The organism is Paenibacillus sp. CF095, assembly GCF_900101225.1.
In the GTDB taxonomy this organism is placed as follows: Bacteria; Bacillota; Bacilli; order Paenibacillales; family Paenibacillaceae; genus Paenibacillus.
Genome location: NZ_FMZN01000002.1, coordinates 397,816 through 415,535 on the forward strand (window position 1 = coordinate 397,816; position 17,720 = coordinate 415,535).

The window sequence follows — 17,720 nt, forward strand, 5'->3', positions numbered from 1 at the left end:
ACTAGCCCATCCGATTGAAATTGCAAAAGCAACGGAGCTACCGGTAATCGGAGCATTGCCCGAACCGTGTATATTTCCGTTGCTAATGGGTCGAACCCTCAAGTCCGCAATTTTCCACTCTGCTCTTAACTCAACGTAACCCAATTTGTCTCAACCTTTGCATATCACCGCTCGAAAACAACGGATCGGCGTGCCGTACATATCAGACCAGATGGCATCGTCTGGCTCTTTCACGTTCAGCTTATCTTCAATGGTTAATCCGGTGACAGCCATGATTGTCTCCAGCAGATCAGGGCGCATCTCGGGGACATCGAAGGTAGCGATCAACTGTCCGTTTGGCTTCAGTACCCGGGCGAATTCCCGAAACGCCCGCAACATTGTGCCCGTATCCAGATGCTCCAGTACAGAGATACAGAACACCCGATCAAACTTACCCGACTCGTACGGAAGCTGGGCCAGATTAGCCTTTGCACGGTGCAATCGGACGAGAGTTGATTCCGGAAGATCCTGGGCGGCTTGCTCGCCAAAATCAGAAACGATATCCAGTCTTATCGCCTCTTCAGACAAAATACGTTCATCCCAGTCGCAGGCGTGAACCTCGCGGCAGTGTTCGGCAAGCCAGAATTTGAACGGATGGGAGATGCCGCAGGCTGCATCAAGGACAACATCGTCCGGACGTGCAAACCGCCGGGCCCATTCATATTCGTAGGGACGGCTCCACCATGCCGGATGCAGCGGGAAGACCAATGTGTCCGTTTTAGGGTCACTTTGCCGAATGTATCTTGATTCCATGAATTCCGTTGCCTTGGGCGTATCCATCATCCCCGAATTCCCTCCTTTAATCCTGTCTCTGCCAAAAAAGATTCCAACACTGTGCACCACCGGCTCCGCCACCTGGCAAGATCATAGGACAATGCAGTCTCGCGCGCATAGATTCCCAGTCGTTCTCGCTCGGCCCGATCCTGTACAAGACGTACCAGTGCAGCGGTTAGTTCCTGCTCATCAGGAGGTACCAATAGCCCGTTAAACCCATCCTGAATCAGATCATTCAATCCGCCAACATTGGAGGCAATCACCGGAAGTCCACAGCTCATTGCTTCCAGACAGGCATAGGATGTGCCTTCCGAGAACACGGTTGGAATTACGGCAATATCTGCCTGATGGTAGGCCTCCCGAATATCCCGGAAATCATACGTGCGCTGGTTAATTCGCTCCGCATGTGGATGAGTACGATGCCAGTAACGAAAGACTCTCCCTACCGTACTGCCTTCGACCAGTTCCCCGGCAAATTCAACCTCCAGATCCGGAAAGGCTCCAAGTAGTTTATCTGCTGCCAGCATCATTGGAATAATACCCCGTTCCATGCTGATGCGGCGTGGATAGATAATGCGAATTGGGCGGGGAGAGGTCACACGGGCCTCCACAGTTTTCTTTTCAACCTGCCCTTGAATCGGACCATTAACCTGATGCTCAGCATCTGCTTCTGCTAGAATATCGGTAGCCCAATCCTTTGAATATCGGTGGTTATGAGCAAACCTATACGTTTCGCCATCTGCCCCGACTTCTTCCAGTTTCGATAACTGCAAATGGAGATCTACCGTTTCTTTCCCCTCTGGTTCTTGATCGCTATCTGTATCCCCACCTCCATCTCCGTTAGCCTTACCACTGTTCGCTCCAGCACAACTCGTTCCGCCCTGGCCTTTTACAGCTTGCACCCCTGATATAACTGCACCAGCATTCTCCTCATGACTCGCCAGATCATTCTTCCATGCGACAAGCCATTCGTCTTCCTGTTCTTGCTCAAAGGTTCGCGTTGGTGGGGCAGGTGTGAAATAGGAAGTATCCACCGCATTGGGAATCAGGACAACCTGTCTTGGATCGGTATAGGTGCATGCAGCTCGGCAAAAGGTCTGGAAATGAGAATCCACGGATACAATGCGCACGAGTCCATCCAGAGCCAGTTGAATATGTTCCGCCACTTGTTGTTTGGTCTCCAGTGGAAGTCCGGGACGATCCCAGTTAATGCCGTGACAGATGCCAAGACTGCCGGGTTTGTAGGTGATGGGTTGCCACAGACAGCTGGCATAGATCACTGGGCCGCGCGCTGCTGCTGCCATCCGGTCAAAGGCTTCCGGTACATTATCCATGTCGTACGAATAACCAAATACGTCAATCTGCTCCGTCCGAGTCTGGAATGCTTCAAAATAGGACAGCTGATGAACCTCGGGAATATGCCCGAGTCCTCGGATGACACTGCACAGATCCAGAATGTAGCGTTCCAGTCCACCCCCAAATACACGACCGAATTCCCGGTTGTACCCGTCGGTGAAACTATGCGTCAGAATACTTACCACGCCCATCTCACGGTCCCTCCTTCCAGGGAATCAGCCGAGGTTCCGGATCGAGAATAGACTCGTAATGTGCAAGATTGCCCCACTCACCGCTAGGATCAATGCGCTTGTAACGCAAATATTTACGAACCCGGTCCTCCAGACTGCCTGCCCAGCCGAGATGCTGAACCTTCAGTTCCGTACTGACTCCAGGCAACACAGTGCAGGACAAGGGAAGACGGGGAACATGATGATTCTGTTGTGGATAAAAATAAGGATATCCAGGCATATACCGTACAAGTGAAGCCGTATGCCGTTTATGCAGACACCAAAGTTCATCTTCCCGGTAGTGGGTCCGGCCACCCCACATGTCGTAGAAACGAAATGCAAACCAGTCTGCATATTCCTGATTAATCAGAGTGCTTATGGCTTTCTTGGCCTCTAAGCTGTACAGCTCATCCGCATCAACTGAGAGCAACCAGTCGGGACATGTTCCCGCAGCAGCTTGCCATAAGGTGTTGCGAAGGCGCCATTCCTCGGCGAACAGTGGTTTCTCCAATACCTCCAGACGGACTACCTTCGAATAGGCTTTGCATATGTCCGGTGTTCCGTCTGTGCTGGCATCGTCTACAATGACGATCTCATCCACGAACTCACTCAGATCATGCAATACTTCTTCAAGGTATCGGCCACGTTCGTTGCGAACCTGGAGCATGGCGGTCAGCTTGTTACCTTTGTTTTTGCGAACCCGACGAATGGAGAAGGGCTCTTTGAATACACTTGTTTCCTCTTGTGTTATAGCTGCATTCTGTTCTGCCTGACCTTGTGAATCACCCCAGTGATGCACTTGGCTTCGGATGTCCTGTGTTGGTTGTGCATGATCCGGGGTGTGATCTCCATTTTCCAATGCGTCTGTATGTGTTCGATCGACTGTTTCGGTTGGCGTGTAAGTGGTTTCGGTTCGGATATCCCTGTGCACCATTGGCCCATTCAACTGTTGTCTACGCTTCTTCGGGTCCAGCATCATGGCACCTCCCCAAGCAATTGCTGTACAGCATAATCCAACAACTCCAGTTCGACAATCCGGGCGAGCGCATCTTCATCCTCCAGTGCCGTTTCGAGAAAATGTCGGACTGCCCCGTGCCGTTCCCCTCGCAGTGCCAGCGCACTGCCGGATAATTGCTGATAATCCCGGCGACTGGCATCATCCTGAATATCGACTGCATGCACCAGAGCCAGTGCCTCTTCCACACGTCCTGTCTCCTGATAAATGCGGAATTTCCAATGTCTCGCCGTTTCTCCGCCAAGTTCGTCCAGGATACGCAGGGCGTTTCCGTAATCATCGTTCATACGCAGTAGTTCCGCTCGTACAAGTTGATCTTCTCCTGCCTCAAGCCAGCGACATAACTGTTCATAATGATGCCGTTCTTGTTCATCTGCTGCACTAATTCCGTACACCCGCAGGGCGTCCTCCAACTGTCCGGCCCGGGCATGAATGGCAGACAGGAATCGATAATGGGAAACCACACAATCACTGCGACCGTTCATGACCGCGTGGGTGAAGGCCTCTTGCAGCGAATGGACGGCCCGCCGATCTTCAAGCAAGTACTCATAGGCTGCCAGCAAAAAGGATATCGTCTCATGTGGGCCTGCTTTGGCTCGGAGCTGTCGGTAGAAGTCGGCACGTACACTGCATTGAAGCAGGCTGACGCTATCCGAAGTGCCTGACAAGACCTGCCGCAGCGCATGCAGGAAGAACAGTTCGTAGTCCCGGAGAGGGACTTCGAGATCATCCTTTTGCATCGTACCCGCAGGTGCAGGGTCTTCGCCGCCCAGCCAGATAACACGTACGCCTTGGAATAACAGCTTCATATAACGTGTCTCGGAGGATGTGCCTACCAGATCGGCGATGCCGACCAGTTTGGAAATACTGCTCTCCCATAGGGGAGAAGATGATTCTTCCCCAGCAGGCTCAGGGAGCAGGGCGATACATAGCTCCGGCTCCAGCGAGGCTGTAGCCATTAGCCAGTAGGGATGGGCGACTACGGCTACGGTGCGAGGTTCCAGCAATAGCTGCTCGGCTTCAGGGAGGGAGATGACGGTAATGACTGGAGGTACATCTTCTGTTTGCGTCAGGCTGCTGACATAGTAGACCTCTCCCTCGATCGACAGCAGTGCAGCAATATCGGGATAGGGAAAGGATGACCAGCCACCTTTGCGAGGGAAGAGAACATATCGGACAGGGGGCTGTGTTGTGCTGACCTTATCCAGGCTGGCTTTGGTGTCTTCACCTGGCAGTGGTGCAGGTTTTTCCATGAAAAGTTCACCTCACCTTGACTGTAATATGGAGCGTCATTCGCTCTGCATGTACTGCATGCTTTCACTTCATATGTAAAGCCCTCACGGTACTTCGCATGATATGCCTGAGACTAACATATGGGCATTCCGTCCCAAACATGAGTATCTTCCATGAATAGATGAAGTTGGCAAGCTATGATAATAGGCTGAATTTTATCTTTTGTGTGACCAGGATCACTTTTTTTTGCTCTAGAGACGAAGATTGTGATAATTCTCACATGTATAAAATAGGTAATCTGGCACAATACGTTCATCAACGTATTTGGCGGACAGACAGCGAAGGTGCAGCTTCAATGCCAAATACGCATACTGCGAAGTGAACAGAAAGAAGGGGTAACGGTATGGATCCGATTATGTTATCGCGTATCCAATATGCACTTACAACGATTTTCCATTTCTTTTTTGTCCCGCTATCCATCGGTCTTGTACTGTTGGTTGCAATCATGGAGACGTTGTACGTTGTTAAGGGTAAGGAGATCTACAAAACGATGGCCAAGTTCTGGGGCAAACTGTTCCTGATTAACTTTGCCGTCGGGGTTGTCACAGGTATTCTGCAAGAATTCCAGTTTGGCATGAACTGGTCCGAGTACTCTCGGTTTGTGGGAGACGTGTTTGGTGCGCCACTGGCTATTGAAGCGCTACTGGCGTTTTTTATGGAGTCTACATTTATTGGGTTGTGGATATTCGGATGGGATCGTTTGTCCAAAAAAGTGCATCTGGCCTGCATCTGGCTGGTGTTTGTCGGCACATTCCTGTCCGCGCTGTGGATTCTGGCAGCCAATTCATTTATGCAACATCCGGTCGGGTTTGAGATTAACAACGGCCGAGCCGAGATGAATGATTTCTTTGCACTCATCACGAATGGTCAGCTTCTCGTCGAATTCCCACATACAATCTTTGGGGCATTGATGACAGGGGCTTTCGTCGTAACCGGGATTAGTGCCTACAAATTGATGAAAAAGCAAGATGTGGAGATCTTCCGCAAATCGTTTAATATTGCGATCATTATCGCTCTTGTTTCTTCATTCGGCGTCGCATTCTCGGGTCACTTCCAGGCGCAATATCTGGTGGAGACACAGCCGATGAAGATGGCAGCCAGTGAGGGCACATGGACAACGACAGAAGATCCGGCGCCATGGACGGTGGTCGCTTTTATTGACCCGGATAAACAGGAGAGTACGGGTGAGATCAAAATCCCTGGATTACTCAGTTACCTGTCCTACAGCAAGTTCTCCGGTAGTGTCAAAGGCATGAAGGAACTGAATGCTGAGTATCAGCAGACATATGGACCGGGGGATTACATCCCGCCGGTACGGACAACGTTCTGGAGTTTCCGCATTATGATCGCAGCGGGTGGTTTGATGATTGTGCTGGCTCTGTACGGTACGTTTCTGGCTATGCGCAAGAAGCTGGAGGTCGCTGGAAAGTGGTTTATGCGTCTGATGGTATTTGCCATATCCTTGCCGTTTATCGCCAATACATCAGGTTGGATTATGACCGAGGTTGGCAGGCAGCCGTGGACGGTATTTGGTTATATGACCACCGAAGCCGGGGTCTCACCGAACGTATCCGCAGGAATGATCCTGTTCTCGACCATTGCTTTTACCGCTGCGTATACGGTTCTCGGAATCGTGATGGTATACCTGTTCGTACGTGAGATCAAGGCAGGACCGTTTGCGGTCGAGAAGCCGGAAGATCACGATGAATCGGCCGATCCGTTCGGCGTGGATGGAGGTTATTCCGTTGTCACTAAGTGAGTTGTGGTTTTTGCTGATTGCCGTATTGTTTGTTGGTTTCTTCTTTTTGGAAGGTTTTGATTTTGGTGTGGGGATGTCTACAGGCATTATTGCCAAAACAGATCGTGAACGCCGGACCCTGATTAACTCAATCGGTCCGTTCTGGGATGGTAATGAAGTATGGCTGATTACAGCAGGGGGAGCGATGTTTGCTGCCTTCCCGCACTGGTATGCGACGTTGTTCAGTGGTTTTTACCTGCCACTTGTGGTGGTGTTACTCGCCTTGATTGGCCGCGGAGTTGCTTTCGAATTCCGCAGTAAAATGAAACAGCAGCGCTGGCGCAAAACGTGGGACATCATCATTGTTGTCTCCAGTGCGCTCTTGCCGTTCCTGTTCGGCGTGGTCTTTGCTACGTTGATGAAAGGTCTGCCCATTGATGGGGAGATGCAGTTGCGTGCAGGATTCCTCGATATTGTTAATCCGTACACCGTGATTGGTGGCTTGAGTGTAACCCTGCTGTGTCTGGTTCATGGATTGCTGTTTGCATCACTACGAACAGTAGGTGATCTCAGAGAGCGTGCCTTGAAGACAGCGCAAAAATTGATGCTGCCACTGGCTGCACTGCTCGCCGTTTACGCGTTAATGACGTATTTCATGACCGATGTATTCGCCGTACGCGGCTGGGCTCTTTGGATCATGGTTGTACTTGGCGCAGTTTCGCTTGCACTTGCGGCATACTTTGTTCGTCAGAAGCGTGAAGGTTGGGCTTTTGGAATGACTGGGGGAGTTATTGCAATTGCCTTTGCCTCGGTCTTTATCGGACTTTTCCCAAGAGTGATGGTGAGTTCCTTTGGGGCGGCATATGACCTGACTGTATACAACGCCGCATCCGGCGCTTATTCATTGAAAGTAATGACAATTGTAGCTTGCACATTGCTGCCGTTTGTTCTTGGTTATCAGATCTGGAGTTATTATATCTTCCGTAAACGCCTGAACGAGCAGCACCACCTGGAGTACTGATATGGGACGGGGGCTGCTGAAGCTGCCGGGCATCCGGCCTGTACTTGCGCTGGCCTCAGCGCTGGTGCTGCTACAGGCGATGACGATCATGATGCAAGCCAAATGGCTGGCACAGGCCATCACGGCATTGTTCGAAGGTTCATCCGTAACGGAGCAGTATCCTGTACTGCTGCTGTTCCTGGCTGCTTTTGCCGCCCGCTACGCCTTATCCTTCTGGTTACAACTCGTGACCTCACGATATGCGGAGAGGACAGGGACTGATCTGCGCAGACAGATGGTGGAGCAGTGGTTCAGGCTCGGGCCGCGTTATGCCAAGACGGAAGGCACAGGCCATCTGGTTACACTGGCACGTGAGGGAACAGCTCAATACAAGACGTATCTCGAACTATTCATTCCTCGTATGCTGGGCATAGGATTCACACCTATCGTCATTTTGCTGTATGTGTTCAAGCTGGATCTGATGTCCGGGGTTATTCTGATGCTGACTCTCCCAATCCTGATCGTGTTCATGATTCTGATTGGCCTCGCTGCGCAGCGGAAGATAGACGGACAATTCCGATCCTACAAAGCACTCGCTAACCATTTTGTCGATACCTTGCGAGGTCTGGAAACACTGAAAACACTGGGACAAAGCAAAACACACGAAGGGTCCATTTTGCGGGTCAGTCAGCGGTATCGGAAGGCAACGATGTCCACCCTGCGCATGGCTTTTCTTTCTTCGTTTGCACTCGACTTCTTCACCATGCTGTCCGTTGCTTCCGTGGCAGTTGGTCTGGGATTACGTCTGACGGAGGGGCATATGCTGCTTGGCCCTGCGCTGACGGTACTCATTCTCGCTCCCGAATATTTCCTGCCTGTACGTATGCTCGGCGCTGATTACCATGCCACATTGGACGGTAAGGAAGCCGGAGCGGCTATCAACCAAGTGATTGAACGGGGGAAAGCTGCTGAACAGAAACAAAAAGAAGCCTATGCAAATGTTGTTGCACATCCGGTTACGGCAGAGGATGAGGCTGGATCTACACCATCATTATATTTGGGTAAAAGGAAAGCCAGCACTTCGACCATACGTGTCGTGTTGAACGATAAAATGGCTGCGGGGCATCTTGCTCCTGATCCTGCTTCTGTTTCTACTATTCCTGAGCTTGTTTCTTCCGCTTCCTCAGTGTTCTCCTGGAATGAGAATAGCAGATTGGCTCTAACGGATGTACAGGTACGGCATGATGATGAAGGTCCTTATTCGCTAAAAGATGTCACATTTCAGATCACGGGTCTTGGCAAAATCGGTATTATTGGCGCCAGCGGAGCAGGTAAATCCACGTTGATTGATGTATTGGCTGGATTTCAGCTTCCTACTTCAGGCCAAGTATTAGCCAACGGACAGCCTGTGACACAGGATATGCTTGAATCCTGGCGAAGACAGACGGCAGCTATCCCGCAGCATCCGTATATTTTCAGTGGAAGCCTGGCCGATAACGTTCGTTTCTATATGCCGGAGGCTTCGGATGCGGAAGTGGCCAAGGCCATTAGCGCAGCTGGATTAACCAAGCTACTGTCTTCATTATCCGGTGGACTACATGAACTTATTGGGGCTGGTGGCAGACAGCTAAGTGGTGGGCAGGAGCAACGGGTGGCGCTGGCAAGAGCTTGGCTTAGTCAACGGAACATCCTGCTGCTTGATGAACCGACAGCTCATCTGGATGTAGAGACAGAGTATGAACTGAAACAGACGATGCTGCCGCTGTTTGATGGCAAACTTGTATTTTTGGCTACCCATCGTCTGCACTGGATGCTGCATATGGATCAAATTATTGTCATGGATGGCGGCACAGTGGCAGAGACGGGAACACATCAGGAATTACTGGCACGACAAGGTGTATATTATAAGATGATTCAGGCCCAGATGGAGGCGATATAAAATGAAGTCCGGATATGAGCATATGGAGACCGTCCGTAACGGAAAAGAAAAAAATAGCTGGATTGCTCCGTATGTGGCACAGTACCGCTGGAGATTCCTTGCAGTCATTGCGCTAGGCACTTGTGCTGCCTTGTGTGCGGTATTGTTGCTGTTTACCTCCGGATTTCTGATCTCCAAGTCTGCGCTGCGTCCTGAAAATATTTTGATGGTGTATGTACCTATTGTTGGGGTACGTGCATTTGGGATATTCCGCGCCGTGTTTCGATATATCGAACGATTGGCAGGACATGATGCCGTACTGCGTGTGTTGGCTGATCAACGGGTGAAGCTATATCGCATTCTGGAGCCACAGGCCCTGTTCCTGCGCTCTCGTATGCAGACAGGAGATGTACTCGGAGCACTTGCCGATGATGTGGAGCGGTTGCAAGATATCTATCTGCGTACCGTGTTTCCTGCCGTTACCGCGCTTGTGATGTACGGTGCAGCTGTGAGTGCTTTTGGCAGTGTAGATCTGGGATTTGCGGTGTGGATGGGCTTGTATATGTTATTTCTCGTTGCCGCGCTACCTGCGATCTCTCTGAAAGTGACGTGGAAATGGCGTGTGCGGCTGAAAAAGGAAAACAGCAGGTTGTATACCCGTCTAACTGACGGTGTGCTTGGACTGGGAGATTGGCTTGCAAGTGGACGAGCCGCAGAGTTTGTTCAGCAACAGGAAGAGGCAGAAGAACAGGTCGACGCAGTTCGTCGCAAGTTGAGGCGTTGGATACGTTGGCGTGATCTGATGGCTCAGTGCGTCATTGGCCTGATGGTAGTATCGGTTACGTTATGGGCTGGCAACGCCGCTTCTGTCGGACAGTTACCTGCCGTGATGATTGCCGCTTTTGTGCTGGTGTTATTTCCGCTTACGGAATCACTTCTGCCAGTAGGGGATGCTGTGGAGCATCTTCCACAATACCGGGAATCACTGGACCGCCTGAAACAGCTGGAAGGGAAAGGGTATCTTCCGGGGCAGAATGGAGTGGATGATGCTGATGGAACGGGCGAATCGATCTCTGTAGTAAATAACGGCATCGTGATGGCTGGGCAGCCATCGGGGTCCTTACCAACTGCGAATGATATTCCGGACAGACGAATTCGTCTTCGCATTCCACCGAAACTCAGAGCAGACATCGAGATTAATCACGTTAGTTACCGCTATGCATCTGATGATACTTATGCCGTACAGGATGTATCCCTTCATCTGCCACAAGGCAAACGTCTGGCTATTCTTGGACGAAGCGGCGGCGGCAAATCAACCTTGTTGAAGCTGATTCAGGGGGCTTTACGTCCATCTGGGGGGAAAGTTCTGATCAATAATATGACTGTGCAAACCTTGGGTGAGAGTGTCACTGATGTCATTGCGGTGCTGAATCAAAGCCCACACCTGTTCGACACCACAGTAGCCAATAATTTGCGGATTGGACGTCCGCATGCAACAGATGAGCAGATTCGTCAGGTGGCCGCCCAAGTAGGTTTATCCGGTCTGATCGAATCCTTGCCGCAGGGATATGATACGCCGATGCTGGAGACAGGTCTGCGTTTCTCCGGTGGGGAAAGGCAACGAATTGCACTGGCCCGGGTACTGCTCCGGGAGACACCTGTTATTATATTGGATGAACCAACCGTTGGGCTTGATCCTGTGACTGAACGCGAGTTGATGCGAACCATTCTGGATAGCTTGCAAGGCAAAACGATGATCTGGGTCACCCATCACCTGATTGGTGCGGAACAGATGGACGAACTTATTTTTATGGAAAATGGAAAGATTGCCATGCAGGGTTCTCACGAACAATTGCTGGCTGGGGAAGAGCGATACCGCCGTCTCATTGAACTTGATCGGCCGGGATGGACAGGTCGGCAACAACAAGAACAACCGTTGCCACCCGTAGCTTCCAGATAAGTGTGAGAGTCTGTGAGCGCCTGCGGTTCCAGACGTGTGGATTTTGCATACCAGTCCAGATGGTCGAACTGAACTGATATACATGAATTATCAATTTAGCGAATGACACCGAATGAGTGCGTAATGAGCACTTAACCATATAAGCATAAAAAAGAGACGAGCCAAGGAATCTTGGACTCGTCTCTTTTTACATTCCGATATGACCGCTTTTGTTGCGGATACTTACATCTCTACCAGCATCAATATAATGGAAGACAGACACAGGCAGGTACTAACCAGATAGAGGACAGCAACAACCTGTTTGTGATTCAATCCGGCACGCAGCAGTCGATAGTGCGCTTGACTCGCGTCGGCCTGATAGATTGCTTTACCTTGAATGAAACGTTTGATAACGACAAAGATGTTGTCGAAGATCGGTACACCCAGCGCCAAAATCGGAATGAAGATGGACAACATGGTTGCTTGTTTGAATGCACCATCCAGAGCGATAACCGCCAAAATGAAGCCAAGGAACGTTGCGCCTGCATCACCCATGAACACTTTGGCAGGAGCTTTGTTGTACTTCAGATAACCAATCGTCACACCGACCAGAATGATCGACATGAGTGCGGAATCAGTTTGACCTTTGGCAAGCGCCACAATGAACAGTGTGATCGCCGAGATAGCTGATAATCCGCCAGCCAGTCCGTCCATGCCGTCCGAGAAGTTGATGACTGTTGTCACCCCAAAGATCCAGAGGATCGTGAGAATGAATTGCAGCCAGATTGGAAGCATGACATATTCCGCGTTGAAGGGATTCACGAATCCAGTGAACGCAATGCCAGAAGCAAACACGAGTACTGCCGCAGAGACTTGTACGAGCATTTTGGGCAGGGCAGGAAAATCTTTGCCTTTTGTTTTGTACCAGTCGTCGACGGTACCAATCGTTAGCAAAAGCATACCACCAGCGACCAGAGCCGCTGTTTCCCATGTGATTTCTTTGGTCAGAGCAATGTATGTCAGGAAAAATCCAGTAAATATCGCGTAACTCGCCGTGAGCGGGATCGGTTGCCTGTGCAGCTTACGCTCCACATCTTCCCGGGGCTTGTCCACAAAATCGAGCCGGTGAGCCAATCGACCAAGCGGCGGAATAAGCAGAACCACGACAGCAAAAGACACTATAAAAGCCAGTATGTATACCATAAACTCGCTTGTTTCACTCCCATCTACCAATTTCCCCTTATTATACGAGTTAAACAGGAAATCTGTCGATGTCATTATTGTAACCAGACGTACGCAAAGGTGAGCAAAAGTTCAGGTTTTATCACATTTGAGGAAGATAGGAGCCGAAATAATGTTTTACGGCTTCTGCATGATATCCATCATCACCTTGCCAGGTCGCCGCAAAGATGAAATCACTGGAACCACCTTTGCGTTTTCTCGGTTTAACTCCAGGAACCAATATGCCGGCTGCAGCCCAGATTTCCAGCAGGGCATCTCGCTCCTGTTTGCTGGAAGGGAAGAGATCCTTCCACTTTTTCTCAAGTGAGCGAGCACTGTCTTTGGGGTCTTCCGTCTGAGCTGCTTCAAGCAGGTTGATCAGGATGGCTTGGTCTTCAGGAGTTACTTCATAGTTTGTATCGTTGTCCTGAAGCAGTAATTCCAGATCCATCAGGCAATAGATAAGCCAGCCATGACGAACGCCCCCCCACTTGATCCGTTCAAAATTAAGGACGTTTAAGTCGACATTGGAATATTCCTTGTCTGACTGCAAACGCAGGAAGTTACAATCCCCACAGGCACTGGTGTTAGGGTGAAGGGCAGGGCGCTCTGCATAGGTGTGTAAAGGCATGTTCGATGTTAAAGCCCAGCTGGATAATGCGCTGCGTAGATAGACTTTTTTGGTGGACAGACTATGTAAAAAGGCCGACATGACCCGCTCCTTGAGCGAGTCATCCTGATGCATGTCGTATAGGCGCTGGACTATCTCGTCATGCGTGATCGTGAGTGGATCGAACATAACACCTTTGCTTTTGGCATATTCAAATTCCTCCCCGGAGAAGGGTAGAGAGGTTGTTTTCCAGCCCCCACCTCCCCAGAAGGTGCTCAGCAATATCTTTGCCGCTTTTTTGTCCATATGGTTAGCCTCCTTTATGGGAATTGCGATCATGATCAATGTGGTTCTTCTATCTATAAGATTGAACTAAAGAGTAATTATCCTTGCCACTTCGATGACAGAACAACCTTCCGATCGCTGTTATCCCCCGAATTTTCGATTCACTTTTAAAAGGTGAAATTCTGGTGATAAAGGCGAACGCTCTGCTTCTTCAGGTTATTTCTGCCCTCTACGTTCTTGTCTAAAGGGTTAGTTCAATTTATCTGGGGCCTGTGTTACGTATTCCTCGGTTGTATTCAGAATCATCTCGACGAGGCCTGGAAAACGTGCGTTTAGTTCTTCCTTTCGTAGGGAATAAAAGTGCTGTTTACCTTCAATGCGCGGCTGGATCACGCCAGCTTCACGTAAAATTTTGATGTGATGGGACAACGTGGATTTGGAAATATGGTCTACTTCGAAGGCGGAACAGTTTTTCTCGCCAGAGCTGGCCAGACAGTGTGCAATTTTCATGCGGATTGGATCGCCCAATGCATTGCAGACCGTGGTCAGTTTCAATTCCGAAGCCATAGGTATCGTTGGAGTTCTCATATCTATGACGTTAGCATATTCGGCTTTCTCTTTCAATGTTTGAAAAAAATCGAACTATAGAAGTTGAACTGTAACTATTACACTTGTTTACTCCGATTGCAGTACCATCTTTCGATCGCTCTTATCCCCAGATTTTCTTTATTCCCTTGGTCCAAGGGAAAAATCCGGTGATAAATGCGCACGCTTCTTCAGATTGGTTCTGCACTCTCCGTGTTAGTGTAAAAGTCGGTCTCAACTTATATATTTCTTGCAGGCAGTATAAGAAGTATGATACATTTCTTTTCAGTTAGTTCGAAAATATTCGAACTGAAAGATTGGAAAACGGCTTTTTATTCTAGGAGGAATATGAATGAGTACTACAAATACAACTACACTGTTGAACAACTATTTCCGTTTATTTGATGCTTCACGTACAGACGAGCGCGCCATGCAGGATTTATTGTCCCTGTTTACACCTGACGCAGAGATTGTGCTTAACGGCACTAGTCGAACAGGATTCGATGGTTTCATGAAAGCTTTCTACGAATACAATAAGGATGTAAAACATATGTGGGACGCGTGGGTGCAACAGCCTGACGGCAGCTACCAGACCAACTGGGCGGTGTGCGGACAAGCGGCAGACGGAACGGTATACGCCAAAGCAGGCATTGATATCGCGCGTGTAAATGATGCGGGGCAGATTGTGTATCTGGAGAATGTACAGGCCGATCAGAATGCATTCAGCAAGTATAATCAGTAATTAAAATCTAGGATTTCAGTTCTATAGTTGTTAGAAATCTGAATCAATAAAAGATAGGAAACCTTAACTCCACCGCTTTTTCATGCTGTGGGGTTTTGTTATACCCAACATGCTCAATCATTCTTTTTAGGGTAGGATTAGAATACAGGAATGAATGTTATAATTCTTATTTGTTGGAATAAAGAGGAGTGAACTACATGAACGAAGTTGGGAACCGAGTCGTCATGGAACCTTTACAGGTCATACCCATGGTCGGTATTGGACCACTTAAGTTGGGAATGAGTAAATCAGAGGTAGAAGAGATCAGTGAGTGCATCACCCCGGAGATTAGTCAGCTCTATAACCAATTGGAGTATGATTCGGAACATAAACTCTATTTCATTGAAGTGAGTAATCCACACGATTATTCACCTGATGAGTCTGATGTTGTCCTTACATATGATAATATTGATGTTTTTCGAACAAAGGCTGATGATCTCGTTAAGCTAATAGATAGTAAGACACCATATACTCGAGACATCGATGCGGAGTTGGGATTTTCTTTTATTTTCAAAGACATCCAATTGGCTTTGTGGAGACCTAGCGTGATGACCGAAGAAATGTTGAATTCAGTTGAGTTTCTGACCGAGTTTTCACCAGAGAATCAGGAACTGGAAAAGAGATTTTTCTATTTTAGGACGGTTGCTGTGGCGGCCCCTGGATACTTTAATAGAACATAAAGGGAAGCTCCAAGAATGCTGAGAGATAAATTGATACATTCTAAATAGAGTTTATATAGTCTGTGCATGAAAAAAAAGCCCATTCCCATATGGACATAACCATGGCGGGGTGGGCCTCTTTAACTTACGGCATCTCGTATTAATTCTAACGAATCTGAGACACGCTATTGGAGGATATTTGGCAAAAGTAATTTTCTAACGAACCAAAGACACGTTAATAGGCTACCATATTAGGTTCTAGAGCAGTTTTGTGCGCATGTACGCCGATATAAGGTGTCTCAGGTTCGTTAGATTTTGAAAACATCATATAAGACGTCTACGATTCGTTAGACCATTCCATGTTCAACGTTTTGACCCTCCACCGTGTAACATTCCAGACGTTTAACCCTCAAATTTCCAACCCTCAAAAGCTCAGAGCCTAAAACGTCCCATCCTCCGTCATCCTGTATGCCATCCCACGTTTTCCCTACCCCTGCATCGTCTTATTCTGAAAAGCAGCTATATCCGCATACTCTTCTTCGAATTTGCGGGAGATGCGGATGAAGATGGGCAGCAACTCCCGATAAACACGGACACTGTCCGGGTCTGGTTGGTGCCGGTGCGTTGATCCGATCATGCCGGAGACGGCACTCAGGGAATCGATGCGGCCAAGGGCGTACAAGCCCAGTACGGCTGCGCCGAGGCAGGAGCTTTCGATACTTTCAGGAATGATGACATCCTGATCGAAAATATCGGCCATCATCTGGCGCCACAACTCAGAGCGGGCGAAGCCGCCTGTCGCCTGAATTTTTTTCGGACGACCGATCTTTTCTTCAATCGCCAGCATGACCGTGTATAGGTTGAACAATACACCTTCGAGCGCAGCGCGAATCATATGTTCTTTCTTATGGTGTAGCGTCAGGCCGAAGAACGAGCCGCGGGCGTTCGGATTCCAGAGCGGAGCCCGCTCACCTGTCATGTACGGATGGAACAAGAGACCTTCCGAACCGGGAGGTACATTTTCCGCAACACGAGTGAGCACTTCATACGGATCAATGCCAAGCCGTTTCGCTGTCTCGACCTCGGAAGCTGCAAACTCGTCCCGAATCCAGCGGAAAATAACACCGCCGTTGTTCACTGGTCCGCCAATGACCCATGCATCCTCCGTGAGTGCATAACAGAAGAAGCGTCCTTTCGGATCGGTCACCGGTTTATCTACGACCGTACGAATCGCTCCACTGGTACCAATAGTCACGGCCACGACACCCGGATCAATGGCGTTCACGCCCAGATTGGAAAGCACACCATCACTTGCACCGATGACAAACGGTGTGGTGACCGCAATGCCCATCTCCTTGGCGTACTCCGGGTGCAATCCATGTTTCAGCACATGTGTGGTTGGAACCAATCGGGACAGGTGTTCCGGCGTAATGCCCGCCACATGCAGCGCTTCTGCATCCCAGTCGAGTTTCTCCAGATTCATGAGTCCGGTGGCGGAGGCCATGGAGTGATCAATGACGTATTCAGAAAATAATTTATAGAAGACATATTCTTTCATGGATATGAATTTGTACGTCTGTCTGAAAAGTTCTGGTTGATCCCGGGTGAGCCACATGATCTTGGTGAGTGGGGACATCGGATGAATCGGCGTACCTGTTCTCAGATAGATTTCGTGACCATTCATCTCGGATTTGAGTACTTCGGTCCACTCGGCACTGCGATTATCTGCCCATGTCATGGCCCGCATCAGCGGTGTGCCGTGTTGATCGACAGGCAGAATGCTGTGCATGGCCGAACTGAAGGATACAAACAGGATGTCCTCTGGCTTCACTCCCGCTTTGGAAGTGGCCTGTTTAACCGATGTAATGACTGCTTTGAAAATATCTTCCGCATCCTGCTCCGCAATCGCAGGTGTGGGGGTGTGCAGCGGATAATCGGCACTGCCTTGTGCCACAATGGTTCCGTTCTGTTCGAACAAGACTGCCTTGGTGGAGGTCGTGCCGATATCTACGCCGATCATATAGGGTGAAGAAGCCATTTTGTCATCCCTCTTTCTTGAATATATAAGTGAATGAATGCTGTTACACGTTCACACTTCGGGTACAGAAAGCCTTCCGCTCGCCGTTATCCCCAAATTTCTTGATTCCCTCTTCAAAGGGAGAAATTTGGTTATAAATGCGAACATTTCATTTCTTCAGGCCCTTTCTGTCCCCTCCGCGCACGTGGCGCTATTCATCCAACTTATATGGCATCTGTTATTTCATCTATAGATAAGAATATCAGACTTGAGGGATGGAT

The 17,720-nt window shown here is 49.3% G+C and carries 14 protein-coding genes; 6 read left to right on the forward strand and 8 right to left on the reverse strand.

Annotated elements, in window-relative coordinates; genetic code table 11:
- Window positions 1-150: 150 nt before the first annotated feature.
- Genes BLS69_RS21085 through BLS69_RS21105 form a run of 4 tightly spaced genes read right to left on the reverse strand, consistent with a single transcriptional unit; the run spans window position 151 to window position 4,646 of the window.
- Complete coding sequence (locus BLS69_RS21085) at window positions 151-822, reverse strand: class I SAM-dependent methyltransferase (RefSeq protein WP_076216788.1); 672 nt, start codon at window positions 820-822, stop codon at window positions 151-153.
- A complete protein-coding gene (locus BLS69_RS32665) occupies window positions 819-2,360 on the reverse strand; it encodes a glycosyltransferase family 4 protein (RefSeq protein WP_256332375.1) in 1,542 nt (513 codons plus the stop codon). The genes BLS69_RS21085 and BLS69_RS32665 overlap by 4 nt, the downstream gene beginning before the upstream one ends.
- 1 nt (window position 2,361) lies before the next feature.
- Entirely contained in the window at window positions 2,362-3,357 is a 996-nt protein-coding gene (locus BLS69_RS21100; protein ID WP_256332376.1) for a glycosyltransferase, read from the reverse strand.
- A complete protein-coding gene (locus BLS69_RS21105; RefSeq protein ID WP_091035885.1) occupies window positions 3,354-4,646 on the reverse strand; it encodes a tetratricopeptide repeat protein in 1,293 nt (430 codons plus the stop codon). Before BLS69_RS21105 ends, BLS69_RS21100 begins: the two co-directional genes overlap by 4 nt.
- 383 nt (window positions 4,647-5,029) lie before the next feature.
- Here BLS69_RS21105 and BLS69_RS21110 point away from each other — a divergent pair, with 383 nt between their 5' ends.
- From BLS69_RS21110 to cydC, 4 genes are read left to right on the forward strand one after another with little or no spacing between them, the layout of a single operon-like run.
- The gene (locus BLS69_RS21110; protein ID WP_017691731.1) at window positions 5,030-6,445 is read left to right on the forward strand and encodes a cytochrome ubiquinol oxidase subunit I; all 1,416 of its coding nucleotides are present in this window, start codon (window positions 5,030-5,032) and stop codon (window positions 6,443-6,445) included.
- Window positions 6,390-7,445, forward strand: a complete 1,056-nt coding sequence (cydB, locus tag BLS69_RS21115) for a cytochrome d ubiquinol oxidase subunit II (protein ID WP_240768199.1) — start codon at window positions 6,390-6,392, stop codon at window positions 7,443-7,445. Before BLS69_RS21110 ends, cydB begins: the two co-directional genes overlap by 56 nt.
- Window position 7,446: 1 nt before the next feature.
- Complete coding sequence (gene cydD / locus BLS69_RS21120; RefSeq protein ID WP_091035892.1) at window positions 7,447-9,363, forward strand: thiol reductant ABC exporter subunit CydD; 1,917 nt, start codon at window positions 7,447-7,449, stop codon at window positions 9,361-9,363.
- 1 nt (window position 9,364) lies between these two features.
- Window positions 9,365-11,302 carry a thiol reductant ABC exporter subunit CydC gene (cydC, locus tag BLS69_RS21125; protein ID WP_091035895.1) on the forward strand — a complete coding sequence of 646 codons (1,938 nt, stop codon included), beginning with the start codon at window positions 9,365-9,367 and terminating at the stop codon, window positions 11,300-11,302.
- Window positions 11,303-11,524: 222 nt separating this feature from the next.
- On the opposite strand, the gene BLS69_RS21130 is transcribed toward cydC, so the two are convergent.
- From BLS69_RS21130 to BLS69_RS21140, 3 genes are all read right to left on the reverse strand, one after another.
- Window positions 11,525-12,484 (reverse strand): MraY family glycosyltransferase, encoded by a 960-nt coding sequence (locus BLS69_RS21130; protein ID WP_062836785.1) that lies wholly within the window; start codon window positions 12,482-12,484, stop codon window positions 11,525-11,527.
- A gap of 121 nt (window positions 12,485-12,605) precedes the next feature.
- Window positions 12,606-13,418 carry a hypothetical protein gene (locus BLS69_RS21135; RefSeq protein WP_091035899.1) on the reverse strand — a complete coding sequence of 271 codons (813 nt, stop codon included), beginning with the start codon at window positions 13,416-13,418 and terminating at the stop codon, window positions 12,606-12,608.
- 228 nt (window positions 13,419-13,646) lie between these two features.
- Window positions 13,647-13,985 carry an ArsR/SmtB family transcription factor gene (locus BLS69_RS21140; protein WP_240768197.1) on the reverse strand — a complete coding sequence of 113 codons (339 nt, stop codon included), beginning with the start codon at window positions 13,983-13,985 and terminating at the stop codon, window positions 13,647-13,649.
- A 349-nt stretch (window positions 13,986-14,334) separates the two neighbouring features.
- Here BLS69_RS21140 and BLS69_RS21145 point away from each other — a divergent pair, with 349 nt between their 5' ends.
- Entirely contained in the window at window positions 14,335-14,724 is a 390-nt protein-coding gene (locus BLS69_RS21145; protein ID WP_091035905.1) for a nuclear transport factor 2 family protein, read from the forward strand.
- Window positions 14,725-14,921: 197 nt separating this feature from the next.
- Window positions 14,922-15,443: a hypothetical protein gene (locus BLS69_RS21150; protein ID WP_091035907.1), complete on the forward strand. Its 522-nt coding sequence runs from the start codon at window positions 14,922-14,924 to the stop codon at window positions 15,441-15,443.
- 466 nt (window positions 15,444-15,909) lie between these two features.
- Here the strand turns inward: BLS69_RS21150 and gntK are convergent, their stop codons facing one another.
- Entirely contained in the window at window positions 15,910-17,460 is a 1,551-nt protein-coding gene (gene gntK, locus BLS69_RS21155) for a gluconokinase (protein WP_091035910.1), read from the reverse strand.
- Window positions 17,461-17,720: the final 260 nt, after the last annotated feature.

What these genes read in the sequence shown, in the direction of transcription:
- BLS69_RS21145 (WP_091035905.1), top strand. Translation starts at nt 14,335, where the DNA reads ATGAGTACTACAAATACAACTACACTGTTGAACAACTATTTCCGTTTA.
- BLS69_RS21100 (WP_256332376.1), bottom strand. Translation starts at nt 3,357, where the DNA reads ATGATGCTGGACCCGAAGAAGCGTAGACAACAGTTGAATGGGCCAATG.
- cydC (WP_091035895.1), top strand. Translation starts at nt 9,365, where the DNA reads ATGAAGTCCGGATATGAGCATATGGAGACCGTCCGTAACGGAAAAGAA.
- BLS69_RS32665 (WP_256332375.1), bottom strand. Translation starts at nt 2,360, where the DNA reads ATGGGCGTGGTAAGTATTCTGACGCATAGTTTCACCGACGGGTACAAC.
- BLS69_RS21110 (WP_017691731.1), top strand. Translation starts at nt 5,030, where the DNA reads ATGGATCCGATTATGTTATCGCGTATCCAATATGCACTTACAACGATT.
- BLS69_RS21135 (WP_091035899.1), bottom strand. Translation starts at nt 13,418, where the DNA reads ATGGACAAAAAAGCGGCAAAGATATTGCTGAGCACCTTCTGGGGAGGT.
- BLS69_RS21105 (WP_091035885.1), bottom strand. Translation starts at nt 4,646, where the DNA reads ATGGAAAAACCTGCACCACTGCCAGGTGAAGACACCAAAGCCAGCCTG.
- BLS69_RS21085 (WP_076216788.1), bottom strand. Translation starts at nt 822, where the DNA reads ATGATGGATACGCCCAAGGCAACGGAATTCATGGAATCAAGATACATT.
- BLS69_RS21150 (WP_091035907.1), top strand. Translation starts at nt 14,922, where the DNA reads ATGAACGAAGTTGGGAACCGAGTCGTCATGGAACCTTTACAGGTCATA.
- BLS69_RS21140 (WP_240768197.1), bottom strand. Translation starts at nt 13,985, where the DNA reads ATGAGAACTCCAACGATACCTATGGCTTCGGAATTGAAACTGACCACG.
- cydB (WP_240768199.1), top strand. Translation starts at nt 6,390, where the DNA reads ATGAATCGGCCGATCCGTTCGGCGTGGATGGAGGTTATTCCGTTGTCA.
- gntK (WP_091035910.1), bottom strand. Translation starts at nt 17,460, where the DNA reads ATGGCTTCTTCACCCTATATGATCGGCGTAGATATCGGCACGACCTCC.
- cydD (WP_091035892.1), top strand. Translation starts at nt 7,447, where the DNA reads ATGGGACGGGGGCTGCTGAAGCTGCCGGGCATCCGGCCTGTACTTGCG.
- BLS69_RS21130 (WP_062836785.1), bottom strand. Translation starts at nt 12,484, where the DNA reads ATGGTATACATACTGGCTTTTATAGTGTCTTTTGCTGTCGTGGTTCTG.